A 24,945-nucleotide genomic window follows, 5' to 3' on the forward strand; every position below is an offset into this window, starting at 1 on the left:
GGCCGTCAGATGATGCCGCCGTTGGCCCGCACCACCTGTCCGTTGATCCAGCGGCCCTCGGGGCCGGCCAGGAAGGACACGACGCCCGCGATGTCCTGCGGCGTCCCCAGGCGTTCCAGTGGCGGCTGCGCGGCCAGACGGGCGATCGTCTCCTCGTCCTTGCCGTCGAGGAAGAGCTCGGTGGCGGTGGGGCCGGGCGCCACCGCGTTCACGGTCACGTCGCGGCCGCGCAGTTCCCGGGCGAGTATCAGAGTCAGCGCCTCGACCGCCCCCTTGCTCGCGGCATAGGCGCCGTAGCCGGGGAAGGCGAGGCCGACCACCGACGTGGAGAAGTTGATGAGCGCTCCGCCGGGGCGCAGGCGGCGGGCGGCCTGCTGGTCGACGACGAAGGTGCCGCGGATGTTGGTGTGGTACAGCGCGTCGAGCTCACCGAGGTCGAGTTCGGCGATGGGGGACAGGGGCATCCGTCCGGCCGCGTGCACGACCGCGTCGAGGCCGCCGTAGGTGGCCTCCGCCAGGTCGAAGAGGGCGGCGACCGCCGTCTCGTCGCCGACGTCCGCGCGGGCGGCGTATGCCGAGCCGCCTGCGGCTTCGATGGTCTGTACGACGTCGTCGGCCGCGTCCTTGTTGCCCGCGTATCCGACGACGACCGCGAACCCGTCGGCGGCGAGCCGCTCGGCGACCTGCCGGCCGATGCCGCGCGATCCGCCCGTCACGATCGCGACACGCCGGGCAGTGGGGAACTGAGTGGTCATGGCTGCACCCTTCGCTGAGTAGCGTTGCTACGGAGATTTCGTATCGACGATAACACAGGATCGTAGCGACGGTATTGCCGATTTCGTATCAGTGCTACGCATGGCGTACTGTGGACGCATGGATGCGAGGGAAAAAATCCTGGAAGCGGCCACGGACCTGCTGGCCAAAGCGCCGGTCGCCGATGTCTCCACGCGGGCGGTGTGCGAGGCGGCCGGGGTGGGGGCTCCGATGCTCTACCGGCTGTTCGGCGACAAGGCCGGGCTGCTGGCCGCCGTCGTCGACCGGGGCTTCGAGGAATACCTCGCCTCCAAGCGGGCGGCGAGGCCCAGCGACGACCCGGTCGCCGACCTCAGGAGCGGCTGGGACAACCACATGCGCTTCGCGCTGGAGCACCCCAACCACTACCGCCTGATGTACTCGCCCGAGCTGACGGCCCCGCCCGCGGCGGCCCAGGAGGCGCACGCCCTGCTGCACGGGATCCTCGAACGCTGCGCCGCCGCCGGCCGGCTCACCGTCCCGCCCGCCCTCGCCACCCAGATGATCATGTCCGCCAATGTGGGGGCGGCCCTGTCGATGCTGACCAGGCCCGAGCAGTATCCGGACGCGCAGTTCGCCGAACGGCTGCGCGACAGTGTGCTCGACTCCCTGACCCGCCCGGCCGGCCCGGGTGAGCCCGGAGAGCCGGACGGCGCCGTCCCGGTCGCTGCCGCGACGCTCGCGGCCCGCTTGAGGGCCGCACAGTCCCCGGTGTTCACACCGGCGGAGTCGGCTCTGCTGGAACAGTGGCTGGACAAACTCTCCGCAGGCTGAGGCTGAGGCCGTGGCCCGCGGTCCTCACCGCTCCGCGGCCGACGATGCCTGCACGAGCCCCGACTGGTAGGCGATGAGGACGAGTTGGGCCCGGTCGCGGGCCCCCAGCTTCGTCATCGCGCGGTGCACATGGGTGCGTACGGTCAGCGGGCTGACGAAGAGCTTCTCGCCGATCTCCTCGTTGGAGTGGCCTTCCGCCACCCAGGCCGTCACCTCCCGCTCGCGGGCGGTGAGCGCGCCGGGGTCCCCGGACGCCGCCGGCCGCGCATCCCCTGCGGGGGCGGACAGGAAGCGCGTGATCAGTACGCGCGTGGCGAGCGGGGAGAGCAGCGAGTCGCCCGCGGCCACGGTCCGGATGCCGTCGAGCAGCGCGTCCGCGGTCACGTCCTTGCCCAGGAAGCCGCTCGCGCCGGCCCGCAGCGCCTCGGCGACGTACTCGTCGATCTCGGAGGTGGTGAGGATCAGCACGCGCGTGTCCGACAGCTCGGGGTCGGCGCAGATCGCGGACGTGGCGGCCAGGCCGTCGGTGCCGGGCATGCGGATGTCCATCAGGACGAGGTCGGGGCGGTGCACGCGCGCGAGGGCGACGGCCTCGGCGCCGTCGGTGGCCTCGGCTACCACCGCCATGTCGTCACAGGAGTCGATCAGGATCCGGAACGTGGCCCGCAGGAGGGCCTGGTCGTCGGCGAACAGCACGCGGATGGTCATGGTGTCCGTTCTTGTCGTCTCATGGTGCCCGTTCCATGCGTCACGGGTTTCTGGGCGTCAGGGAGCGGCGGGGGACAGGGGCGGGGGTGGTGATCTCGAAGCCGCCGTCCAGGCCGGGGCGCCGTGGACGGACTGGCATGCTCGGCGAGGTCGGCCGACGCCTCTTGCGCGATGCGGTACGCCATCGGGTCGGCCTCCGGAGCCGGCCGCCGCGGCGCGTCCTCCCGGATCATGCGCTCGTTCAGGTCCGTGGGCTCGAACGTGCCCACCAGCCGGCCGAGTTGGCCGGGCCCCGGCCTCGGGACCCGGCGCGCGTCCGGGCTCCCCCGGGCCTGCTCGGGATGCGTCCGCGCCAGATGCGCCCCCTCCTCCCGGCTGCGCCGGGCGCACTCGGTGCGGACCTGGGCGGCCTTCAGACAGGCCCCGCGCATCCGGACCGCGTAGTACGTCCGAGTGGTCCCGCGGCCGGTCGGCACGGCCGGCCGGAACGGCGCGACCATGACCGGTGCCGACAGCGACGGCGCGAGCAGACGGCGCAGCGTGCCGGCGCCGGCCGCCCCTGAGCGCGGTCACTGTGAGCACCGTGCGGGGGCGGGTCCGCTGCCGGAACGGGCCCCGCAGGAGCGTGCTGCCAGGGCCCGTGACGGGCCCACCGCGTCCGGCCGGTGGGTGGCGGACACGCAGATCTCGCTGCCCAGGAGGAAGACGGCGACCAGAACCACGGTCCGTCTCGGTGTCGGCGCTGCGCGCATGCTCGTCCATGTGTCGCTGCCAAGGGATGCTCATCGCGTCTCTCCGGTCGGGTCCTGGAAGCCATGGTGGGTGATCCCCGCCGGGAACGACGGGCGAGGGCCGTCCGTGTCCTGCGACACGGACGGCCCTGTCGGAGGAAGCGTGCGAGGTCAGACGCAGAGGGGCTGCTGGGCGACCGGCTCTGGCGCGTGCGCATCGCGCAGGCCCTTGCGGGTGATCGCCCTCCGGGAGGCCGAGGGGGGCCCTGCGGACCGCAACACTGCCGACCGGCACGGGTGGGCGGCGAGGTCACCCTCCTGGAACCCGCGCCCGTATCGCTGGCCCACACCCTCGGCGCCGAGGGGGGATGCTCACCCGCGCCCATGTCGAGCGGGGTGTGGACCTGCGCTGCGGGGTCACCGTGAGCGAGGTGACGCACAACGGGGTGCGGCTGGCGGACGGCGAACTCGTCGAGGACGACGAGGTGTTGGTCGTCGTCGGTTCGCAGCCCGACACCGAGTGGCTGAAGGGCAGCGGCCCGGCCGTCGGCGACGGCGTGCTCTGCGACGAGTACTGCGAGGCCGCCCGGGACGTGTACGCGGCCGGCGACCTCGCCCGCCGGCACAACCCCTTGTTCGGGGATTGCGGGCGGCGGCCATGCCCTGTTCGGCGGCGTTGGTGCGGTGCTCGATCCGCATCGACGCACTGCGCCCCGCCACTTGGCCGAGGGCAGGTTCGTGGCCGCGTACCGCACCGGCGAGCGGGTGAGCGGTGCGCTTGCGGTGGGCTTGCCGCCCAAGGCCCTCCGGCCGTGGCGGCAGGCGATCGCGGCCGGAGTGGCCTGGGACGAGGCCGTGCGGATCGACGCGACCGTGCCGGGGGTGTGACCTTCAGGGGGCGGCGGGGCCGGTGAGGTACCGTCCCCGCTCGTCGTACGGCCAGACATTGGGCACACAGCCGTGCATGCCCTTGATCTGCTGCATCATCGCCGGGGCCGGCTGCCCCGCACCAGGGCAGGTGACGTGGCCGTGTCCGAGGAAGTGGCCGACCTCGTGGTTGATGATCAGCGCGTGGTAGGCGGTGACCTCCTTGGCGTAGACGGGGGTGGCGAGCAGCCAGCGTTCGAGGTTGACCATCACCTTGTGGTTGACGCTGCAGTTGTAGCGGCCTTCGGTGTCCAGGCCTCCCTCGGCGCACGTCCTGTCCACCGTCCCCGGGGTTGCGACCCGTACGACGAAGTCGGTGGTGCCGCCGGAGACCCGCTGGAACGCCGAGTGGCCGTCGGCGGTCCAGCCGCGCGGGTCGGCGAGTATGCGCTCCACCTCCTTGGCGACGGAGGCGGCGGACAGATCGATGTTCTCCTCGACCTCGACCCGGTAGCGCAGCGCCTTGCCGGTCCCGGCCTTGGCGCTTGTGCCGGCGGCGGTGGTGAACGTGTCCGGCCCGGTGGCCGGGATCTTCGGGGCGGGCGGGGTGGAGGCGCTGTGGGACGGGCTGGGCGACGGTGTGACGGGGCGCGGTGGGTGCGAGGGCTCGGAGCCCGGCTTCGCGTGTGCGGTGGGTCGGGGCCGGTCGTTGTGGGCGTCGGCGGACGTCCAGCCCACGGCCGCGAAACGGGTGATGCTCAGGACGGTCAGCGCGGCCAGACCTCCCCACACCTTCGTCCTCGACCGTCGAGCGGCGGCGTGCGAGACACCTTTGCGACGACGGCGACGGGGCGAGCGAGTTGCTTTGTGCGCGGTCATGGTCGTTCAGGTTGTGATCGATATGTGATCGGACCTGGCGCGAGCGATAACGAAAAGGTAACGCCCAGTCGACTGCGGGAGCATATGATCATCCGGTAACAGAAGCCCGGGCGGCCGGTGGAGGTGCCGATACTGAGCCCATGCCGCGAGTTCTGCTGATCGAAGACGACCGTGCCGTGCGGGAGGGCGTCGCCCTTGCCCTGCGCCGTCAGGGACACGAGGTCGCCACCGCCGTGACGGGGGAGGAGGGGCTGGAGCTGGTGCGGTCCTTCCGGCCCGATGTCGTGGTGCTGGACCTGATGCTGCCCGGTATGCCGGGCCTTGACGTGTGCCGTGCGCTGCGCGCCCTCGACCAGACGCTGCCGATCATCATGGCCACCGCGCGGGGCGACGACGAGGACATCGTCGTAGGGCTGGAGGCCGGAGCCGACGACTACGTCGTCAAGCCCGTGCAGGCCCGCGTGCTGGAGGCGCGGATCCGTGCCGTGCTGCGCCGCGTGGCCGGCACACCCGGCGACGGCGGCATACCCAAACTCGACCGCTACGGGGACCTCACCGTCGACCGAGCCGGCTTCTCGGTCACCCTGAAGGGCGCGCCGGTGGCGCTCGCCGCCTCCGAACTGCGGCTCCTGATGACCCTGTCCGCCTCACCCGGCCAGGTGTTCAGCCGGCAGCAACTCCTGGAAGCGGTCTGGGAGCACAGCTACCACGCGGACGCGCGCCTGGTGGACGCCTGCGTGAAGCGGCTGCGTGCCAAGATGGGCGAACCCCGCTACATCGAGACGGTGCGCGGCTTCGGCTACCGGTTCGCCTCCCGGTGACGCGCACGCCGAAGGCCGGGCGCGCGTTCGCGGAGCGTTTCCGGCTGCCCCAACTGCGTGGTCTGCGCACCCGATTGGTCGTCGCGTTCGCGCTCGTGGCCGCGCTCACCGCGGGGACCACCGGCGCCCTGAGCTTCCGCGAGGCGCGCACAGGCCTGCTCCAGCAGAGTCAGGACACGGTGATCGCGCAGCTGCGCGCCCAGGCGAACCGGCTCGCCCCCGAGGTCGTCGCACCGCCGGACAAGGCCGAACTGCGGCGGTTCGCGGCCGCCATGGCCGCCACCGATCCCTCCGGGACCTGGCGGGTCATGGCCACCTACCGCGATCTGAGCGCGACGTCCTTCCCGGGCGACCGGTTCGAGGAACTCACACCGGCCCTGCGCACGGCGGTGGACACCCGACTGGCCACCGTCTTCCAGCGGGTGAACAGCGGCGACCACACCGCACTCGTCGTCGGCATGTCGGTCACCTTCGCCGGAGGCGTGGGCGACTCGGGCCTCAAGGTCTTCCTGATCGTGGCGCAGACCAAGGAACAGGCGTACGTCGACGCCCTGGTCACCGCCATCGAACGGGCCACCGTGCCCGCCCTCGTTCTGGCCGTGCTGCTGGCCCTGCTCGCCGCGCGCGGGGTGCTCAGGCCGGTGCGGGCGCTGCGCGGCGCCACCCGCAGCATCGCCGAGGGGCGGCTGGACACCCGGCTCGCCGTCGACGGGTCCGACGAACTCGCCGATCTGTCGCACACGTTCAACGAGACGGCCGCCGCCCTGGAGGCGTCGGTCGCCGAACTGCGCGGCATGGAGGCCCGGGCCCGCCGGTTCGCCGCGGACGTCTCGCACGAGCTGCGCACCCCGCTGGCCGCCATGTCCGCGGTCACCGACGTCCTCGACGAGGACGCCGCCCGACTCGACCCGGACACCGCCACCGCGGTCCGGCTGATCAGCGAGGAGACCGTGAAGTTGGCCCGTCTGGTGGACGATCTGATGGAGATCTCCCGCTTCGACGCCGGCGCGGCAGTGCTGCACCTGGACGAGATCGACCTGGCCGAGTCGCTGCGCCGCACCCTCGCCGCCCGCGGCTGGACCGACCTGGTGGAGACGGAGTTGCCGCCGCCCGACGCACTGCGGGGGCGCGTCGACCCCCGCCGCCTCGACGTCGTCGTCGCGAACCTGGTCGGCAATGCCCTGCGGCACGGCGCCCGCCCCGTCCTGTTGCGTCTGACCGGGGCGGGACGCCTTGCGACGGAGCGGCGGGCGGTCATCGAGGTACTGGACAGCGGACCAGGCATCCCCGACACCGTGCTGCCCCATGTCTTCGAGCGCTTCTACAAGTCGGACGCCGCCCGCACCCGCACCGAGGGCAGCGGCCTGGGCCTGGCGATCACCGCCGAGAACGTCCGCGTGCACGGCGGCAGCGTGAGCGCCGCGAACCGGCCGCAGGGCGGCGCCGTCTTCACCGTCGAACTTCCCCTGCACAGCGAGCAGTTGACGCAGGAGCGGGCCGAAGGCGATGCATCGGCACGAGGGAGCAGGCCATGAGGGCCGGTCGTCGATCCGCCTTCCTGCTGTGGCTTCCGATGCTGGGGGCGCTCACCTCCTGCGGCATTCCCACGACCGGTGTCGTGGAGGCGGGCGGACCCGCGAGCGGGGTCGCGCCGACGCTGCGGGTCTACTTCGTGGCCGGTCGCACCCTGCGCGGCGTGGACCGCAGCCTTGCCGGGCCGGTGGATGTCGAGTCGGCCGTACGGGTGCTGCTGAAGGGGCCGACCCGGGCGGAACAGGCCGAAGGCCTGTACACGGTGCTGCCGCCCGAGGCGTCCCTGATGTCCCGCGTGACGGTGACCTCCCGCGACGGCCGCGTGACCATCCGGCTGTCGGCCGGTCCGGGGGGCTCGGGCGAACTGGCCGCGGCACAGCTCATCTGCACGGCCGTCGCGGCACAACGCGTCATCGCCCCGGGGGCCGACCCGCAGCCGGTGACCGTCACCGGGCCGGACGGGCTCGACATCCGGGGGACGGGCACGCGGTGCCCCGACGGCCCGGGGACGTAAGGCAGCCGCGTCATGCGGCCGCGGTACGCTGCGCAAACGCCCGCAGTGGATTACTTGAGTTACGCAACGAATGGTAAAGTGGGCCGCATGTCCACTCCACCGCTCCCCGAGATCCCCGAGACGCCCGCCTCGGACGAAGTGATCGAGATCGAGCGTGCGCTCACCCGCATCACCTACCTGAGCACGCGTGCCCGCCAGCACGACCGGCTGATGGCCCTGGCCGGTGTGCCGCTGGACCGGGCGGCCGTGGCGCTGCTGCGGCAGATCGCCGACTCGGAGCCGCTGCGCCCGGGGGAGCTGGCCGCCCGGCTGGGAGTGGAGGCGTCCCATGTCACCCGCACCGTGCAGCAGCTCCAGAAGTCCGGCTATGTCACCCGTGTCCCGGACCCCGACGACCGGCGCGCCCAGCGCATCGAGCTGACCGAGGCCGGGCAGCAGGCCATCGACCGCATCCGGGACGCCGGTGCGCGGGGCATGCAGGTGGCCCTGTCCCGCTGGGAACCGGAGGAACTGCGGCAGCTGGCCACCCTCTTCCACCGCATGGTTGACGACTTCCTCGCCACCGCCGTCGAGATGGAGGCGCAGGAACAGACGACCGCGCCGGCGGGTACCGCCTGATCCGACGGCTACCTCACGCCGAGGCCGCGCGGGAACGCCGCCGCACGGCAACCGGCTCCACCGCCGCAGCGGGCTCCCGCGCCGTCCCGCCCGACCAGCCGCGCACTTCGCCCCAGCAGCCGATGCGCCTGCCCACCCCCACCGCCCCCCGGCCGGCCGCCGTATGCGCGATCGTCCACACGAACCCCGGCGACCCGCGCACCCTGGCTGCCCTCGGCGCCGCCACCGGAGCCGGTGAACGCACCCTCAGCCGTCTCTTCCGCCGCGAGTTCGGCATGACCTTCCCGCAGTGGCGCACCCAGTCCCGCCTCTGCTACGCGCTGCGCATGCCGGCCGACGGCAACCCCGTCACGACCGTCGCCCACCACTGCGGCTGGTCCTCCGCCAGCGCCTTCATCGATGTCTTCCGCCGCTCGTTCGGCTGCACCCCGGGAACCCATAACCGCCGCGTGCAGGGCCCGGCCTCCGGGCCGGGCCAGGCCGCCGGAACCACCCCCTCTACCCTCGGGTAACATCCGGCAGCAGGTCATCAGAGGAGGAACCGTGCCACGGTCCGAACGCTCGCCCCTGCTGCTCGCCGGCCTGCTGGCCACCGCGGGTGTCGCCCACTTCGCCTCGCCGCGCAAGTTCGACGAGACCATCCCCGAGGCCCTGCCGGGCAGGCCCAGGACATGGACGTACGCCAGCGGCGCCGCCGAGCTGGCCCTTGCGGCGGGCATCGCACTGCCCCGCACCCGCAAGCCGGCGGCCCTCGCCGCCGCCGCGTTCTTCGTCGGCGTGTTCCCCGCCAACGTGAAGATGGCCGTCGACTGGCGGCACCGCCCCACCCCGCAGAAGGCCGCGGCCATCGGACGGCTGCCGCTCCAGGTGCCCCTCGTCCTGTGGGCCCGCAGCGTCGCGAAGAACGGGGAGGGCCGCTAGGTGAGCGAGCGTGTGAACGTCGGCGACAAGATCGACGACTTCGAGCTGCCGGACGAGACCGGCGCCACCCGCACCCTGTCCGAGCTGCTCGCCGACGGACCGGTCGTGCTGTTCTTCTACCCCGCCGCCCTCACCGTGGGCTGCACCGCGGAGGCCTGCCACTTCCGCGACCTGGCGGCCGAGTTCGCGGCCGCCGGTGCCCGGCCCGTGGGCATCAGCGGTGACTCCGTCGAGAAGCAGCAGGAGTTCACCGGCCGCCACAACCTCGGCATGCCGCTGCTGTCCGACGCGGACGGCACGATCCGCGAGCGGTTCGGGGTCAAGCGCGGCTTCACCCTGGCCCCCACGAAGCGGGTCACCTTCGTCATAGCGGAGGACCGCACCGTCCTGGAGATCGTCCGCAGCGAGGTGCGGATGAACACCCACGCCGACCGGGCCCTCGCCGCCCTGCGCGACCGGCACAAGTGACCGCCGCGAGGCGGAGGGCCCGCCCGGCCCTCCGCTTCGGTTGAAGCGGTGCGACAAAAGAACCATCCTGAACTCTATGGAGCACGTCCCCGCTGCGGCGATCGTCGATGCCCGGGGCATCGTGACCGGGTGGAGCGAAGGTGCCCGGAGGCTGACCGGATACCCGGCCGAGGAGGCCGTGGGCCGGGCGGTGCGGGATCTGCTCGCCGAGGACCCGTCGCCCGGCGCCGTGGCTGCCATGACCGGCACCGTCGTCCTCCGGCACCGTGACGGCTCCTCGGTGCCTCTCGCCCTCCGCGCATGCGCCCTGTCCGGCGGGGACGACTCACCCGACCGATACGTGGTGACCGCCGAGCAGCCCGGCAGGCCGGAGCCCACGCTTGCGGGGCAGGCCTTCCAGCAAGCCTCCATGTCGTTGTCCGTGTTCGACACCGACCAGCGCTATCTGCGGCTCAACGACGCTTCCTGCCAGGTGATGGGGGTGCCCGCCGAGACCCTGCTCGGCCGGTACTTCATGGACACCGTTGAGGACGTCGGGTACAACCGGGGATTTCTGCGGCATCTGGAGCAGGTCATCGAGACGGGCAGGCCGGTCCGGTACGAGAGCTACGCGCACGCGCCGTCCTCGAACCGGGAGCACGCCTGGACCACCGAGATGTGGCCGGTCCGGGACGCCGACGGCAATGTCATCGGAACCGGCATCGCGGCCTTCGACAGCACCGAGCAGTACTGGGCCCGGGAGCGGCTCGCGCTGCTGAACGAGGCGGCGGCCTCCATCGGCACGACACTGGACGTGGTGCGCACCGCCGAGGAGCTCATCGAACTGCTGGTGCCCCGCTACGCCGACTTCGCCAGCGTCGACCTGCTCGACTGGGTCCTCGGCGCGGAGGAGCACCCCGCACCGCGCGAGATGGACGTCGTGCTGCGCCGCGTCGCCCACGGCTCGGTCACCGAGGGCACACCCGAGGCGGCCGTGCGTATCGGCGACACCGACTTCTACCCGTCGTTCTCACCGCCCGCGAAGGCACTGAGAGCGGGGCGGGCCGTCCTCAGCCACGCGGGCGAGCCGGATTTCGTGCGCTGGGTCGCCGAGCGCAACGCGCGAGCCCCGGGGGGCCGCCCCCACCGCAGAGGTGTGCACTCGATGCTCGCGGTACCGCTGCGCGCCCGCGGCACCACCCTGGGCGTCGCGGTCGCCGTCCGCATCGCCAATCCGGACAACTACAGCGGCGACGACGCCGTCTTCGCCGAGGAACTCGCCAGCCGCGCCGCCGTCTGCATCGACAACGCCCGCCGCTTCTGCCGCGAACGCACCACCGCACTGGCCCTGCAGAACAGTCTGCTGCCAAGAGGGCTGCCCGGGCAGGCGGCGGTCGAGGTGGCCCACCGCTATCTGCCCTCCGACTCGCTGGTCGGCATCGGCGGTGACTGGTTCGACGTGATCCCGCTCTCCGGCAGCCGCGTCGCCCTGGTCGTCGGCGACGTGGTGGGACACGGCATCGCGTCCTCGGCGACCATGGGCCGCCTCTGCACCGCCGTACGCACCCTCGCGGACGTGGACCTGCCGCCCGACGAACTCCTCACCCACCTGGACGACCTGGTCACCCACCTGGCGTCGGACGACACCGACGACGAGGTCGCGGAGCTCGGCGCCACCTGCCTCTACGCCGTCTACGACCCCGTCTCCCGCCGCCTCGACCTCGCCGCGGCCGGCCATCCCCCGCCCGCGCTGCTGCTGCCCGACGGCACCGCGAGCCTCGTCGCCATGACGGCCGGACCCCCGCTCGGCGTCGGCGGTCTGCCCTTCGAGTCGACGGAGCTGGAACTGCCCGAAGGCTCCGTCGTCGCCCTGTACACGGACGGCCTGATCGAGGACCGCGACCGCGACGTCGACCATACGCAGGCCGAACTGTGCCGCGCCCTGACCGCCCGCGCCGACACCCTCGACACGCTGTGCGACACGGTCCTCAAGGCCGTGCTGCCGGAGGAGCCCAGTGACGACGTGGCGCTGCTGCTGGCCCGCACCCGGGCGCTGGGCGAGGACCGGGTCGCCACCTGGGACATCACCCCCGATCCGGAACGCGTCGCCGCGGCCCGCCAGGCGGCCACCGAGCAGCTGACCGCCTGGGGCCTGGACGAGGCCGCCTTCGTCACCGAACTCGTCGTCAGCGAACTGGTCACCAACGCGATCCGGTACGGCGCGCCCCCCGTGCAACTGCGGCTGATCCGCGACCGCAGCCTCATCTGCGAGGTCTCCGACGGCAGTTCCACCTCACCGCATCTGCGCCGGGCGCACGCCTTCGACGAGGGCGGCCGCGGACTGCTGCTGGTCGCCCAGCTCACCCAGCGCTGGGGCAGCCGCCAGACGGGCCGGGGCAAGACCATCTGGGCCGAACAGACGCTGCCCCCGGTCTGATCACTGGAAGGAGCAGCCGGGGTTGGGAGCGTCCTCGGAGAACGGCGCGCCGTGCGGCAGCACATAGAGCACGTCGAGGACGACATCGGTGTCGCCGAGGTTGCGGCCGATGTGCACATGGTCGGATCCCGCAGGCTCCTGCACGAAGCTGCCCTTGGGGTACACGCCGTCGGAGGCGCAGTCGGAGTCGAAGTGGCTGAGCGTGCCCTCCTTCACCACGGCGTACAGGGGGCCGTCGTGGTAGTGCCAGCCGGTGGCCTGGCCGCGCGGGATCGTTATCTCCCGCACGGTGTAGTCGGTGCCCCCGACCGACCATTGACCGATGAGCCGGGCAGAGACGCCAGGTCCCGGTGGTGTGGCCTGCGCGGGCGCGCAGATGAGGACGGTAGCGGCGGTCACCGCTCCGGTGACCGCCGTACGCAGGGCAATGTTCATGGGGGGATCTCCTGGTGCAGAGAAGGATTGCCGCGGTGATCATACGAGACGCACCAAGCCAGTTGGAGCAGCCCTGGATCCCACCGGGCGCTCTCAGGTGCTCGGCCGTTCCCGCACGGCGTCCTCCGGTTTCTTGTCGTCCCGCAGCCCCAGGAACCGCGGATGCCGCAGCATCCCGTCCCGCGTCCACTCGGTGAAGTCGACCTGTGCGACCAGTGCCGGCCGCACCCACCGGGCGCCCGCCTCACGGACCCGGCCCTCGAACGGCGGGTCGGCGGCGCGCAGTTCGTCCAGTCGCTCCCGCAGCGAGAGCAGCGTGGCGCGGTCGAAGCCGGTGCCGACCTTGCCCGCGTACCGCAGTTTGCCGTGTTCCTGGTGGCCGAGGAGCAAGGCCCCCAGGCCGACCCGGCTGCCGGCGGGTTCGGTGAACCCGCCTATGACGAACTCCTGCCCCTGGGAACACTTGACCTTCAGCCAGTCGGTGGAGCGGCGCGGCTGGTAGTCACCGTCGGCCCGCTTGGCGATCAGACCTTCCCAGCCGCGGGCGCAGGAGGCGGCCAGCAGGTCGGCGCCGCCCTCATTGCGGTGGGAGGTCAGCCGCAGCGGAGCGCGGTAGGTCAGGGCGCGGCGCAACAGGGACTTACGGGTCCTGAGCGGCAGCCGGGTGAGGTCCGCTCCCTCAAGCCCCAGCAGGTCGAACACGTAGTACGTCACCGCGACACCGCTCGCCTCGACGTCCTCTCGGCGGGTCAGGCCCGTGCGCTGCTGGAGCCGGGCGAAGTCGGTGCGGCCCCGGTGAAGGCGACGACCTCCCCGTCCACGGTGAAGTCCGTGCAGGACCGGGCGGCCGGCGCCGCCACGGTCTCCGGGTAGGTGTCGTTGAGGCGGCGCCCCGTGCGGGACAGCAGCGTGACCCGCCCACCGCCCCGCACCGCCGGCAGCCGTACGCCGTCCAGCTTCCGTTCGAAGATCCATCCGCTGTCGAAGTCCCGCCGGTCACTGAGCGTCGCGAGCATCGGCCGGGCGGCCGGCTCCGCGCCCGGGCGTCCCGTGCGCAGCAGCCCCTGCTCCTTGTCCGGGAGCGAGCCCAGCAGGCCGGACACCGCCGCTCACTGCTCCTCGGCGGCCGCCGCGACCTGGGCGAGCGTCCGGCCACTGCTGACCGAGCGGGCCCGGCGCGGATCCGGTGTCCCGTGCCCCGGGGCCCCGCCGCCCGCCTTCACCAGCAGCCAGGCTTCCTCGCTGTCCCCGTCCTTGCCGCCGCGGAAGCGGGTGAGGGCGTACTCGCCGTGCAGCTTCGACCCCTTGAGGCGGAAGCGGGCATGTCCGCGCTCGAGCGACTCCCCGAAGTCGACGGGCCGACCCTTGCTGTCGTGGCTGAGGGGCTCGTAGCTGCCGTGGTCCCACACGATCACGGTGCCGCCGCCGTACTCGCCCCGCGGGATCACGCCCTCGAAGTCCTCGTACTCCAGCGGATGGTCCTCCGTGGGCACGGCGAGCCGCTTGTCCTGCGGATCGCCGGAGGGGCCCTTCGGGATCGACCACGACTTCAGTACGTCGCCGACCTGCAGCCGGAAGTCGAAGTGCATGGTGCTTGCGTCATGGATCTGCACCACGAACCGCGGCTCGGCACCCGAGGCGGCAGACCGCCCCTGCGGCTCCTTGGTCCGCCCGAAGTCGCGCTTGCCGCGATACTCCCGCAGCCGGTCCCGCTCACCCACCTCCGGCTCCTTTCGTACGCCCTGCCTCGCGGGCCCCGGGTACCCGGCGAACGGCTCAGAACTCCTCGTGCACCTCAGGATCCCCGCCGAGACGGCGGTGCGGCCGGTCGGCGATCGCATCGAGCTGGGCGGGGTCCAGTTCGAAGCCGAAGACGTCGAGGTTCGCCCGCTGCCGCTCGGGATTCGAGGACTTCGGGATGGGCACCGCGCCCAGCTGGGTGTGCCAGCGCAGGACCACCTGGCCGGGCGTCACCCCGAAGGATTCCGTGATGCCGACGACGACGGGGTCGTCGAGCAGGCCCTGGCCGCGGCCGAGCGGTGTCCAGCTCTCGGTGCGGATGCCCTTGGCCGAGTGGAAGGCGCGCAGCTCGTCCTGCGGGAAGAACGGATGGAGTTCGATCTGGTTGACGGACGGCAGTACCCCGGTCTCCTTCTCCAGCCGCTCGATGTGCTCGACGGTGAAGTTGGAGACGCCGATGGAGCGGACCAGGCCCTCCTCCCGCAGCTTGATCATGGCCCGCCACGAGTCGACGTACTGTCCGACCCGGGGCAGCGGCCAGTGGATCAGGTACAGGTCGACGTACTCCACGCCCAGCCGGCTGCGGGACTCCTCGAAGGAGGTCAGGGTCTCCTCGTAGCCGTGGTGCCGGCCCGGGAGCTTCGTCGTCACCACGACCTCCTCCCGGGGGATGCCGCTGCGGGCGACACCCCGCCCGACGCCGGTCTCGTTGCCGTAGTTGGTGGCGGAGTCGACCAGGCGGTAGCCCAGGCCGAGGGCCTCGGAGACGGCCCGTTCGGCCTCCGCGTCGGACATCGGCCAGGTGCCCAGGCCGAGAGCGGGGAGAGTCGTGCCGTCGTTGAGCGTGTGCGTGGGGACGGTGATCACCGTGGGACCTTTCCCTCGACTGTGCCGTACCCACAGCGTCACGGATAGGGTGAGCTGTGATCAACCGGACGGGTGGGGGATGAAGGCAGCGCACGGGATGGGCAGCACCGAGGGCAAGGGGCCGGAGGGAGCCGGACGTCCCACGTCGCGCGACGTCGCCCGGCTCGCCGGCGTGTCGCACACCGCGGTCTCCTTCGTGTTCAACGGCCGTGCCGAAGGCAACCTCTCACCCGCCACCCAGGAGCGCATCCGGCAGGCCGCCGCCCAGCTCGGCTACCGGCCCGACCCCGTCGCCCGAGGCCTGCGCCGGCGCCGGACCGCCGTGATCGGGCTGGTCACCGACGAGATCGCCTCCTCGCCCTTCGCGGGCCGGCTGCTGCGCGGCGCCATGGAGACCGCCTGGGACAGCGAACACCTCGTCCTGACCGTCGACTCCGGCGGCGACCGGGACAAGGAGGACGCGGCCGTCGCCGAACTGCTCGACCGCCGCGTCGACGGCATCATCTACGCCGCCATGTCGCTGCGCCGGGTCCGCGTCCCCGAGGGCCTGCACCGCACCCACTCCGTCCTCGCCAACTGCCTGCCCGAGGACGACTCCCTGCCCGCAGTCATCCCCGCCGAGCGCGCCGGGGGCCGTACGGCGGCCCGGCTGCTGCTGGAGGAAGGCCACCGCAAGGTCGCCATGATCGGCGGCCGGGACGACATCGCGTCGGTGGAGCGGCTGCGCGGCTTCCGGGACGCCCTGCGCGCCGAGGGGGTCACCGTGCCCAAGGAGTGGGTCGTGCGCAGCGGCGGCGAGATCTCCGGCGGATACCAGGGCGCGCTGCGCATCCTCGACGGCGCTGGGGCCGACCGGCGCCCGACCGGCGTCTTCTGCTACAACGACCGGGTCGCGGCGGGCGTCCTGCACGCCGCGACCCGCCTCGGCATCGCCGTCCCCGGCGATCTCTCGGTGGTCGGCTACGACGACCAGGAGCACATGGCCGCGTTCCTCACCCCGCCCCTGACCACGGTCGCGCTGCCGCACCGGGCCATGGGCGAGGCGGCCGCCCGGCTGCTGCTGGACGCCATCGACACCGGACGGACGCCGCCCGCCGGCGTGCGGCGCCTGGCCTGCCCGGTCATCACTCGCGCGTCGGTGGGGCCTGCTCCCGCCTGGTGACGGCGTTCCCTGCTGTGACCGGGCCGGGCCCGTCGCGGGGGCGCGGGCGGGCCCGTCCGGTAGTCACTCGGGCGTCGGAGTGGCTCCCATCTGGTGGCGGCTTCCGCTTTCGTGGCTATGAACGGGTCCGCCTGTTGCCGGGGCGCGGGGGGATCTGCCCGGTGGTCACTCGTGCGTCGGTGGGGCCTGCTCCCGTCTGGTGATGGCGTTCCCTGCTGCGATGGGGTCGGGCGCGTCGCGGGGGCGGGGATGGATCCGTCCGGTGATCGTTCGGGCTCGGACCGGCTTCGGTCCGGTGATGGCTTCCGCTTTCCTCGCTACGAACGGGTCCGCCTGTTGCCGGGGCGGAGACGGATCCGTTCGGTGGTCACTCGTGCGTCGGTGGGGCCAGTTCCCATCCGGTGGCGGTTTTCGCGTTGCCCGCCACGACCAGCTCGCGGACATCGCCGGGGCGCAGATAGACCCGCTCGGTGACGGTGAGCCGGTCGTCGACGAACAGCTCGAACAGTGAACCGTCGACAAGCACCCGCACCTGCCGGGCGGGCGCCCGCATCACGATCGGTGCCGACCCGTCGGGCCGGGTCCGCGGCCAGTCGCTGCGATCCAGCGTGACGGTGCCCTCGTCCGGATCCAGCCGGACCGTGAGCCACGCGCCGGTGGCCGACCGCAGCAGACCCACGGTGGTCCGCCCGCCTGCGGTGACGGTGAGGTCGTACGACTCGGGGAGGGCCACCCGGGCGGGTGCGGTCACGAACGGCTCGGGCGCGCGCAGGAGTCGGAGCTCCGGCGCCGGTGCGACCCGCAGCGCGCCGTCCGGATGGACGTCCACGACGCGCGGCGCGGTGAGCACCCCGGCCCAGCCGGCGCGCTCGGCCTCGCCGTGCGCGCGGGACTCCCAGGACCATCCCCACATCAGGACCCGGTCCGGCTCCTGGAGCACGGCAGGAGCGTAGAAGTCCCGCCCGTGGTCGAGCCGTCCACCGGTCCGCGCCTCGAAGTGCAACTCCTCCTCGCCGTACGGTTGCAGACGGCCCGTCAGATAGCCGGTGGAACACGGGTCGCCGTCCCACAGCGACAGCACGAGCACCCGCTCGCCGCTCGCCGTCGCGTACAGCTGCGGGCACTCCCAGCCGACCGCCTTGTCCCCGAAGACGCCTGCGGCCACGGGGTCGTTGCCGTCGAGGAGCACCCCGGCGAAACGCCAGCGGAGCAGGTCGTCGCAGTCGTACAGCAGGACCGACGGGGTCCCGTCCGCATGCCCTGCACCGACCAGCGCCCATCTCCGCCCGCCGTGGCGGAACACGAACGGATCGCGGAACATCACCACGTCCAGACCGGCGGGCGGGCCGGTCACCACGGGTGTCGGCAGCGGTTTCCAGTCGGTCAGCGTCTCGTCGTCCGGCACCACCGCCCGTGCCAGACAGATGGTGCCCAGGCCGGTGTGGTGGCGGTCGACGCCGGTGTACACGGCGGTCGGCACACCGTCGTCGTCGACCACGCAGCCGGACCAGCAGCCCGCCTCGTCCGGGCCGCCCGGCGTCGGGGCGAGCGCGACCGGATGGTGCTCCCAGTGCGCGAGGTCGGCGCTGGAGGCGTGACCCCAGTGGACGTTCGTGTGCACGGGTGCGTCGGGGTTGTGCTGGTAGAAGAGGTGGTAGCGGTCCCGCCAGCGGAACGGCCCGTTGGGGTCGTTGATCCAGCCGGCGGGCGGACGGACCCTGAAGCGCGGGGCGTCGTTGCTCAACGATTGACTCCTGCGGACGTGATGCCCTCGCGCAGAGGGCGCTGGCCGACGACGAACACGGCGACGGCGGGGATCATGGAGAGGACGACACCGGCGAGTACCACCGAGATGGAGCCGGTGCCCAGGTTGCCCTGGAGGGAGACCAGGCCCAGCGGGAGCGTGTAGTTCTGCCCGGAGGTCTCCAGGATCAGCGGCCGGAAGAACTCGTTCCAGTGGTAGTTGAAGGCCAGCACGCCGACGATGGCGAGGCCGGGCGCGGCCAGCGGCGCATACACCGAGCGGAAGATCCGCCAGGGCCCGGCACCGTCCAGCATGGCCGCCTCGCCCAGGTCCTTGGGCATGCCCAGGAAGTACTGGCGCATCAGGAAGGTGCCGAACGCGGTCGGGAAGGCCGGAATGATCAGACCGAGCAGGGTGTCGGTCAGGCCCATCGACTTCAACACCAGGAACACCGGCACGATGGTGACCTGCAGGGGCACCATCATCGTCGCAAGCACCAGCCCGAACAGGGGCTTCTTGAAACGGAATTCGAGGCGTGCGAACGCATACCCGGCAAGCCCCGCCGTGATCATCTGGCCGACCGCGATCAGCGCGGTCACCAGCGTCGAGTTCAGGGCGAGCAGCCACACGTCGATCTGGCCGAACACCCCGCGGTAGGCGTCGGCCGTCGGATGTGTCGGGATGATCTTCGGGGGCAGGTCGAAGGACTGGGCCGGGGTGCGCAGCGAGGTGGAGACGGTCCAGATGACCGGGCCGAGGGTCAGCAGCGCGCACACCGCCAGAGCGGTGATCCGTGCCCATGGCCCGAGGGAGTACCGGGCGCGGCTCAGGGACAGGCTTGCTTGGCTCATGGAGGTCACCCGGCTCACTGGTAGTGGACGAAACGCCGGCTGAGCCGGAACTGGAGGGCGGTCACCGCCATGATCAGCACGAACAGCAGCACGCCCACCGCGGACGCCTCACCGAAGCGCAGCTGCTCGAACGCGGTCTCGTAGATGACCATCACGACGGTGCGGGTGGAGTCGCCGGGCCCGCCGTTGGTCAGCACATACGGCTGCTCGAAGACCTGCAGCGCGTTGATGACACCGACCACGGTCGCCACCAGCAGCGTCGGCGACAGCAGCGGCAGCGTCACATGCAGGTGCTTGCGCAGGCCGGTCGCCCCGTCCAGGGAGGCAGCCTCGTGGACCTCCTTGGGGATGGTGTTCAGACCGCCGACGAACAGCAGGAACGAGAAGCCGAACTGCTGCCACACATAGACGATGACCACGGTCGCGAGTGCCGCGTGCTCCGAGGTCAGCCAGGGCACCGGCGAGATCCCGACCAGCCCGATCAGCCAGTTCACCACCCCGAAGTCCTGGTTGAACAGGTACTTCATCACCACGGAGATCGACGCGGCGGACAGCACCAGCGGAAAGAAGAACGCCGAGCGGAACACCGAACGCAGCCACACCGGCATCCGCCCGTTCAGGGTCAGCGCCAGCGCGAGGGCGATCAGCAGCTGCGCGGCGACCGCGAAGACCATGAACACGAGCGTGTTGAAGAAGGAGACCCGCACGGTGGAATCGGTGAAGACCTCACGGTAGTTGGCCGCCCCCGCGAAGCTGGGTGAGTCGATCACGCTCCAGTGGAACAGGCTCAGCACCACCGAGCCGACGATCGGCACGACCGTGAACACGACGATGCCGACGATCGTGGGTGCGAGGAAGAGGGCGGCGAGCAGCCGGGTGCCGCGGGTGCGCAGGGGCGAGGGCCGCGACAGGTCGACGGCCGGTGTGGCGGCCCGCGGCCGTACGGCGGAGACCTGGGTGTTCGTCATGCGTCACGCTCCATGGCCTTCTCCAGGTCGCCCTGCATCCGGCGCAGCGCGGGGCGCACCGAGCGCGGGGAGGCAAGGGCGGTGCCGGTGTGCTTGAGCAGCACTTCGGTCACCTCGGCGACCTGCGGCGGGGCGGGGATCGGCCCGGTGTCGGGGAACTTGTCGAGGGTGTCGTAGAAGACCTGCCAGTGCTTCGGCCCGGTCTCCCGGTAGCGGGCGGCGGTCAGCATCGAGCGGCGCGCAGGGGTGGTCTGGTTGGTGTCGAACAGCCGCATCAGGGTGTCCCGGCGGGCGGCGTACTTGATGAACTCCCAGGCCTCGTCCTGCTTCTTGGAGGTCCGCAGCAGCGCATAGCCCGCCGCGCCGAACTGGTGGCGCTGGGTGCGCCAGCGCGGGAAGTACTGCACGTCGAAGCCGTCCGCCTGCATCCCGGCGAGGTGCAGTCCGCCGGCCCAGAAGCCGCCCGCCGGGGTGACACCCACCCGGCCGGTGGAGAACACGCCGACGAGGTTCTGGCCGTTGCCGCCCTCGGGGCGGGTGCACAGGCCCTCCTGGATGAGGGAGGCGAGGTAGTCGTACGCCTCCTCCACGCGTCCGGCGGTGGCCTGCGGGCGCGTCCAGCGGAAACCGCCGCCGCGGCCCTGCCGCTGGGCGGCTGGATAGAAGGAGTCCCACAGCCAGGCGCCGCCCGGCGCCTTGGACTCCGTGAGCAGATTGGTGCCGCCCGTAAAGAGCCAGGGCACCACGCCGCCCCACAGCCGGTTGGTCCAGAAGTACGGCGTGAACTGCGAGCCGCTCGACTTCTTCATGGCCCGCAGCAAGGCGGTGAAGTCCTCGCGGGTCCAGTCGGGAGCCGGGAAGTCCGCGCCCGCCCGCTCGAGCACCCGGCGGTTCAGATACATGTCGGCCGCGTTGAACTCCACGGGCAACTGGTAGAGGTGCCCCTCGTACATCATCGACTCCACCAGCGAGGGGTGGACATCCGCGAAGTACTCCTTGAGTTCGGCCGCGTCCCGCTGCACCCAGCGGTCCAGCGGGACCCCGAGGCGCTGCGCGAACAGCTGCACGCCCTCCGTGGCGACGTAGACCAGGTCGGGCGCGGTGCCCGCCGCGATCTGGGTGAGGATCTTCGCGAAGAAGTCGGACCAGTCGACGGCCTGCACGGCGTTGATCCGCAGCTTGATGCCGGGGTGAACCTTCCGGAAGCCCTCGGTGAGGGTGCGGATGGCCTCCGGACCGTAGGCGGGGCCGAGGGTGGCGACGACGAGGGAGCCGTCGTCGCGGCCGGGGATGTCGGCTCCGGTGAGCCGGTCCCAGCTCGCGGCGGTGCCGGCCAGCGCGGCGGCCCCCGTTCCGTAGGCCCCGTACCGCAGCAGGCTGCGGCGGGTGAGGTGCGAGTCGGTCATCCAACATGCCTAACTCGTGTTAGATCAGGGTTGATGCCCAGATGATGGGAAGCCCGCCAGGAACCTGTCAAGAGTCGTGCACCCCTTGACCTTTAACGAGTTAGGCCGCACAGTCCTGCACCACACGAGCCGCCGTTCTCCACTCGACGAAGAGAGGAACGAAGAATGATGCGTGGGATGTCCCGCAGAGCCCTGCTGACCGGCACCACCGCCGGGGGAGCCGCCGCGCTGCTTCCCGCAGCACGGGCCACCGCCAGACCCAGGGCGACGAGGGCTGGTTGCGCGAGCTACCGCGCCGCCTACCACTTCACGGTCCCCGACGCCTGGAAGAACGACCCCCAGCGCCCGGTCTGGATCGACGGCGAGTACCACTACTACTACCTCTACAACGCCGACTACCCCACCGGCCCCGTCGGCACGGCCTGGCGCCTGGCCACCAGCACCGACCTGGTCTCCTTCACCGACCGCGGCGTCGCCGTGCCGAAGGACACCACCCCCAACGGCGACGTCTGGTCGGGCTCGGCGGTGGTGGACACGGACAACACGGCAGGCTTCGGCGCCGGCGCGGTGATCGTCATCGCCACCCTGTCGCCCGGCGGCGGAACCGACCACCAGGAGCAGTTCCTGTACTACTCCACCGACGGCGGCCGCACCTTCACCCACCACGGCACCGACCCGGTCCTGCCCAACCCCGGCGTCGCCGACTTCCGCGATCCCAAGGTGATCCGCGACGAGGAGCGCGGCCGCTGGCTGATGGCCCTCGCCGAGGGCACCAAGGTGGGCTTCTACCACTCCGCCGACCTCAAGTCCTGGACGTACGCCGGAGGATTCGTCAAGGACGGGATCGGTACGCTGGAGTGTCCCGACCTGTTCCGCATCACCGCCGAGGACGGCACGGTGAAGTGGGTGCTGGGTGTCAGCGCCAACGGCAAGGGCTCGGGGCTGCCCAACACGTACGCGTACTGGACGGGCGCCTTCGACGGCAGCGCCTTCACCGCCGACGCCGCCGACCCGCAATGGCTCGACCACGGCTGGGACTGGTACGGCGCCGTCACCTTCGAGAAGCGGAACAGCAACGGCACCCAGGACCCCGGCGCACGCTACGCGCTCGGCTGGCTGAACAACTGGGACTACGCCAACACCACACCCACCATCGACTGCGACGGCTTCAACGGCACCGACTCGATCGTCCGCGAGCTCGCCCTGAAGCGGGACTCCGCCGGCACCTACTACCTGACCTCCCGGCCCGTCGCCGCCCTCGACGCGTACGTCTCCCGCACGGTGAACCTGGGCGACGTGACCGTCGACGGCACCAAGGTGCTCGACTACAAGGGCATCTCCTACGAGCTCACCACCGAGATCACCTGGGACCGACTCACCGGCGCCGGACTCCAGTTGCGCCGCTCACCCGACGGTGGACGCCACATCGACGCCGGCATCTACAACGACTACGGCTTCCTCAACCGCCGCAACACCGTCAACCCCGACGCCTCCGGCAAGTGGCAGGAGAGCCACACCCCGTTCAGCCATTCCGCGGGCACGGTGAAGCTGCGCATCCTCGTGGACCGCACGTCCGTGGAGATGTACCTCGACGACGGCCGGTACGTGCACTCCAGCGTGGTGTTCCCGTACCTGGTCGACACCGGCCTGGCGCTGTTCACGATCGACGGGACTGCGGTTTTCCGGAACACGGTCATCCGGGAGTTCAGCTTGTGAGTGCGGCCTCCCGCCCCGCGGAAATCCCTTTGGAGCCATCGCGGCCGGACGCGCAGACTCGACGAGGGACGAAGGCGGACGCCATGCCGACAGCCGAAACCGTCACCGGCGCCCTCGTCGACGCACTGGGCAGTGAGCCCCGGCGGCCGGGCGCCTTTCGGGAACTCCTGCGGCGCGGGGCGGAAGCCGTGCCCGACATCCGCCGGGGGCTGAGACATCCGTTTCCGCGGGCGCGGGAGGAATGCTGCAGGCTGCTGGACCAACTGCTGGTGCCCGAGGCGACGGACGAGCTGACCGCCATGCTCGACGACCCGGACGCCCGGGTACAGCTGGCGGCGCTCCACGCCCTGTCCTGCGACCGGTGCAAGCCGGACGCGGACGCCTGCCGCCCCGACCCCGCCGTACTCCGGCCGCGCTCGGTCCAGCTCCTGCACCACGACCCGGACCCCCACGTCAGAGCCATGGCCACCGAACTCGTCGGGTTGTGGGTGCACAGCACCCCGCAAGCCCTCGCCGCCCTGGTACGCGCCCGCGACGAGGACCCCTCGCCGGCGGTGCGCAAGAAGGCGACCTGGTACACGCCCGGCGGCCCAGTCCACCGCCGGACGTCACCGAAGCCAGCACGTGCAGGACAGACCTGATCCACAGGGGGCTTCGCACACCTGGCAGTTGAGGTCGGACCGGCCTCACGCGGCGTGCCGGGCCGCGCTTCGGCAGCGATCTCGGTACATGCCGGGGAGGGGGGCAGGGGGGCGTCGCATGGCAAGGCGGGCTGGACCGCGCCTGGCGGCACTGACCACCGGCGGACGGCGCCGAAGTACGTAGGTATGTCATGGGCTGCTCGACAGGAGGCTTCAGTCGTCCGGCAGTCGGGGGCGGGCCGGCCTTGGCGGGCGTGCCGGGGCGCCTCTCAGTAGCAACCCCGGTGCGTGGTGAGGAGCGGGAGCGGGGCACAGGACGTCCGGCGGATTCCCTGCGAAGATCGGATGCGGCGATCGGCCGAGCGGAGCCGGTCAGGGCGATCAGCGGAGTGCGCATGACGACTGAGCGGGACACGGTGGCGGATGTCGGACGGGCGGCCGGCATCGAGGTGCAGCCGGTGGCCGGGCACATCGGGGCCGAGATCACGGGCGTCGATCTGGCCGGCGACCTGGACGACGCCGTGGTCGCCGCGATCCGGGCGGCCGTCCTGCGCTGGAAGGTGGTGTTCTTCCGCGGGCAGCGGCTGGACCACGCCGGGCACGTGCGGTTCGCCCGCCGGTTCGGCGAGCCCGTCGTGCTGCGCAAACGGGGTAGCGCCTCGCCGCCGGACTTCCCCGAGGTGGAGACCACCGCCGACCGGCTGGAGCTGGGCGGGAAGTTCGGCATGGAGCACGAGGAGTGGCTGCAGCGCCGCCGGCACACCCTGCTGCGCGGCTGGCACTGCGACCACGGCGCCCGCATCGACCCGCCGGCCGCGACGATCCTGCGCGCCGAGACCGTCCCGCCGTACGGAGGCGACACGACGTGGTCGAACCTGGCGGCCGCGTACGCCGGACTGTCCGGCCCGGTACGGGAGTTCGTGGACGGGCTGCGGGCCGAGCACCGGCTCGGCGTCGGCTACCAGCCGCGGCCCGGCGACGACGCCTACCTGCGGCACCTGGTGGACCATCAGGTCGCCTCCGTGCACCCCCTGGTGCGGGTGCACCCGGAGACGGGGGAGCGGGTGCTGTTCGTCAACGGCTACTACCTCGAGCAGATCACCGACGTCTCCCGTCCGGAGAGCCGGGCGCTGCTGGACATGCTGCTGGAGCAGGCGGTGCGGCCCGAGTACACGGTGCGGTTCCGCTGGGAGCCGGGCAGCGTGGCCTTCTGGGACAACCGCGCCACCATCCACCTCGCCCCCAGCGACAACGCCCACCTCGACTTCCCCCGGATCATGCACCGGGTGATGCTCACGGGTGACGTCCCCGTCGGCGTGGACGGCAAGCCGTCGCAGCCGCTCGTCGGGACCGAACCCGGCCGCTGGTGACGC

23 protein-coding genes and 3 pseudogenes are annotated in these 24,945 nt (G+C 71.9%); 15 read left to right on the plus strand and 11 right to left on the minus strand.

What is annotated here, in order from left to right; all coding sequences use genetic code 11:
* Window positions 1–5: 5 nt before the first annotated feature.
* Window positions 6–755, minus strand: coding sequence for an SDR family oxidoreductase (locus ACWC1K_RS39025; protein ID WP_450837742.1), 750 nt, complete (start codon window positions 753–755; stop codon window positions 6–8).
* Between the two features lie 118 nt (window positions 756–873).
* Between ACWC1K_RS39025 and ACWC1K_RS39030 the strand changes: the two genes are divergently transcribed.
* The gene (locus tag ACWC1K_RS39030; RefSeq protein WP_450837744.1) at window positions 874–1,566 is read left to right on the plus strand and encodes a TetR/AcrR family transcriptional regulator; all 693 of its coding nucleotides are present in this window, start codon (window positions 874–876) and stop codon (window positions 1,564–1,566) included.
* 24 nt (window positions 1,567–1,590) lie between these two features.
* Here ACWC1K_RS39030 and ACWC1K_RS39035 read toward each other — a convergent pair whose 3' ends face one another.
* On the minus strand, window positions 1,591–2,274 hold the full coding sequence (locus ACWC1K_RS39035) for a response regulator (RefSeq protein ID WP_450837745.1): 684 nt from the start codon (window positions 2,272–2,274) through the stop codon (window positions 1,591–1,593).
* A gap of 1,099 nt (window positions 2,275–3,373) precedes the next feature.
* Between ACWC1K_RS39035 and ACWC1K_RS39040 the strand changes: the two are divergent.
* Together ACWC1K_RS39040 and ACWC1K_RS39045 are read left to right on the plus strand one after the other, a co-directional pair.
* Window positions 3,374–3,565: pseudogene (locus tag ACWC1K_RS39040) on the plus strand (FAD-dependent oxidoreductase); the annotation flags it as partial.
* Window positions 3,566–3,743: 178 nt separating this feature from the next.
* Window positions 3,744–3,893, plus strand: coding sequence for a hypothetical protein (locus tag ACWC1K_RS39045; protein WP_450837821.1), 150 nt, complete (start codon window positions 3,744–3,746; stop codon window positions 3,891–3,893).
* A 3-nt stretch (window positions 3,894–3,896) separates the two neighbouring features.
* On the opposite strand, the gene ACWC1K_RS39050 is transcribed toward ACWC1K_RS39045, so the two are convergent.
* A complete protein-coding gene (locus ACWC1K_RS39050) occupies window positions 3,897–4,643 on the minus strand; it encodes a DUF3152 domain-containing protein (RefSeq protein ID WP_450837815.1) in 747 nt (248 codons plus the stop codon).
* Between the two features lie 248 nt (window positions 4,644–4,891).
* On the opposite strand from ACWC1K_RS39050, the gene ACWC1K_RS39055 reads away from it, so the two are divergent.
* The 8 genes and pseudogenes from ACWC1K_RS39055 (at window position 4,892) to ACWC1K_RS39090 (ending at window position 12,042) form a co-directional block, all read left to right on the plus strand.
* On the plus strand, window positions 4,892–5,572 hold the full coding sequence (locus tag ACWC1K_RS39055; protein WP_450837747.1) for a response regulator transcription factor: 681 nt from the start codon (window positions 4,892–4,894) through the stop codon (window positions 5,570–5,572).
* A gap of 44 nt (window positions 5,573–5,616) precedes the next feature.
* Window positions 5,617–7,107 carry a sensor histidine kinase gene (locus ACWC1K_RS39060; RefSeq protein ID WP_450837817.1) on the plus strand — a complete coding sequence of 497 codons (1,491 nt, stop codon included), beginning with the start codon at window positions 5,617–5,619 and terminating at the stop codon, window positions 7,105–7,107.
* Window positions 7,104–7,619 (plus strand): GerMN domain-containing protein, encoded by a 516-nt coding sequence (locus tag ACWC1K_RS39065; RefSeq protein ID WP_450837748.1) that lies wholly within the window; start codon window positions 7,104–7,106, stop codon window positions 7,617–7,619. Before ACWC1K_RS39060 ends, ACWC1K_RS39065 begins: the two co-directional genes overlap by 4 nt.
* Window positions 7,620–7,706: 87 nt before the next feature.
* Window positions 7,707–8,237, plus strand: a complete 531-nt coding sequence (locus tag ACWC1K_RS39070) for a MarR family winged helix-turn-helix transcriptional regulator (RefSeq protein WP_450837750.1) — start codon at window positions 7,707–7,709, stop codon at window positions 8,235–8,237.
* A gap of 77 nt (window positions 8,238–8,314) precedes the next feature.
* Window positions 8,315–8,749 (plus strand): annotated as a pseudogene (locus tag ACWC1K_RS39075) (helix-turn-helix transcriptional regulator); the annotation flags it as partial.
* A 31-nt stretch (window positions 8,750–8,780) separates the two neighbouring features.
* Window positions 8,781–9,158: a DoxX family protein gene (locus ACWC1K_RS39080; protein ID WP_450837751.1), complete on the plus strand. Its 378-nt coding sequence runs from the start codon at window positions 8,781–8,783 to the stop codon at window positions 9,156–9,158.
* Window positions 9,159–9,626 (plus strand): peroxiredoxin, encoded by a 468-nt coding sequence (locus ACWC1K_RS39085; protein ID WP_450837753.1) that lies wholly within the window; start codon window positions 9,159–9,161, stop codon window positions 9,624–9,626.
* 76 nt (window positions 9,627–9,702) lie between these two features.
* Window positions 9,703–12,042 (plus strand): SpoIIE family protein phosphatase, encoded by a 2,340-nt coding sequence (locus tag ACWC1K_RS39090; protein ID WP_450837754.1) that lies wholly within the window; start codon window positions 9,703–9,705, stop codon window positions 12,040–12,042.
* Here ACWC1K_RS39090 and ACWC1K_RS39095 read toward each other — a convergent pair whose 3' ends face one another.
* From ACWC1K_RS39095 to ACWC1K_RS39110, 4 genes and pseudogenes are all read right to left on the minus strand, one after another.
* Window positions 12,043–12,477, minus strand: coding sequence for a cupin domain-containing protein (locus ACWC1K_RS39095; RefSeq protein ID WP_450837756.1), 435 nt, complete (start codon window positions 12,475–12,477; stop codon window positions 12,043–12,045).
* A 93-nt stretch (window positions 12,478–12,570) separates the two neighbouring features.
* Window positions 12,571–13,580 (minus strand): annotated as a pseudogene (ligD, locus tag ACWC1K_RS39100) (non-homologous end-joining DNA ligase).
* A gap of 6 nt (window positions 13,581–13,586) precedes the next feature.
* Window positions 13,587–14,198, minus strand: coding sequence for a DNA polymerase ligase N-terminal domain-containing protein (locus ACWC1K_RS39105; RefSeq protein WP_450837757.1), 612 nt, complete (start codon window positions 14,196–14,198; stop codon window positions 13,587–13,589).
* A gap of 55 nt (window positions 14,199–14,253) precedes the next feature.
* Window positions 14,254–15,084, minus strand: coding sequence for an aldo/keto reductase (locus ACWC1K_RS39110; protein ID WP_450837759.1), 831 nt, complete (start codon window positions 15,082–15,084; stop codon window positions 14,254–14,256).
* Between the two features lie 97 nt (window positions 15,085–15,181).
* Here ACWC1K_RS39110 and ACWC1K_RS39115 point away from each other — a divergent pair, with 97 nt between their 5' ends.
* The gene (locus ACWC1K_RS39115) at window positions 15,182–16,246 is read left to right on the plus strand and encodes a LacI family DNA-binding transcriptional regulator (RefSeq protein ID WP_450837760.1); all 1,065 of its coding nucleotides are present in this window, start codon (window positions 15,182–15,184) and stop codon (window positions 16,244–16,246) included.
* Between the two features lie 367 nt (window positions 16,247–16,613).
* Here the strand turns inward: ACWC1K_RS39115 and ACWC1K_RS39120 are convergent, their stop codons facing one another.
* From ACWC1K_RS39120 to ACWC1K_RS39135, 4 genes are read right to left on the minus strand one after another with little or no spacing between them, the layout of a single operon-like run.
* Window positions 16,614–17,990, minus strand: a complete 1,377-nt coding sequence (locus ACWC1K_RS39120; protein ID WP_450837762.1) for a glycoside hydrolase family 32 protein — start codon at window positions 17,988–17,990, stop codon at window positions 16,614–16,616.
* The gene (locus tag ACWC1K_RS39125; RefSeq protein ID WP_450837764.1) at window positions 17,987–18,841 is read right to left on the minus strand and encodes a carbohydrate ABC transporter permease; all 855 of its coding nucleotides are present in this window, start codon (window positions 18,839–18,841) and stop codon (window positions 17,987–17,989) included. The genes ACWC1K_RS39120 and ACWC1K_RS39125 overlap by 4 nt, the downstream gene beginning before the upstream one ends.
* A gap of 14 nt (window positions 18,842–18,855) precedes the next feature.
* Window positions 18,856–19,809, minus strand: coding sequence for a carbohydrate ABC transporter permease (locus ACWC1K_RS39130; RefSeq protein ID WP_450837766.1), 954 nt, complete (start codon window positions 19,807–19,809; stop codon window positions 18,856–18,858).
* On the minus strand, window positions 19,806–21,215 hold the full coding sequence (locus ACWC1K_RS39135) for an extracellular solute-binding protein (RefSeq protein WP_450837767.1): 1,410 nt from the start codon (window positions 21,213–21,215) through the stop codon (window positions 19,806–19,808). The genes ACWC1K_RS39130 and ACWC1K_RS39135 overlap by 4 nt, the downstream gene beginning before the upstream one ends.
* Window positions 21,216–21,383: 168 nt before the next feature.
* Here ACWC1K_RS39135 and ACWC1K_RS39140 point away from each other — a divergent pair, with 168 nt between their 5' ends.
* From ACWC1K_RS39140 to ACWC1K_RS39150, 3 genes are all read left to right on the plus strand, one after another.
* Complete coding sequence (locus ACWC1K_RS39140) at window positions 21,384–22,931, plus strand: glycoside hydrolase family 32 protein (protein ID WP_450837819.1); 1,548 nt, start codon at window positions 21,384–21,386, stop codon at window positions 22,929–22,931.
* 83 nt (window positions 22,932–23,014) lie between these two features.
* Complete coding sequence (locus tag ACWC1K_RS39145) at window positions 23,015–23,572, plus strand: HEAT repeat domain-containing protein (RefSeq protein WP_450837769.1); 558 nt, start codon at window positions 23,015–23,017, stop codon at window positions 23,570–23,572.
* Between the two features lie 395 nt (window positions 23,573–23,967).
* A complete protein-coding gene (locus ACWC1K_RS39150; protein ID WP_450837770.1) occupies window positions 23,968–24,942 on the plus strand; it encodes a TauD/TfdA dioxygenase family protein in 975 nt (324 codons plus the stop codon).
* Window positions 24,943–24,945: the final 3 nt, after the last annotated feature.

Source organism: Streptomyces sp. NPDC001492 (genome assembly GCF_053597275.1).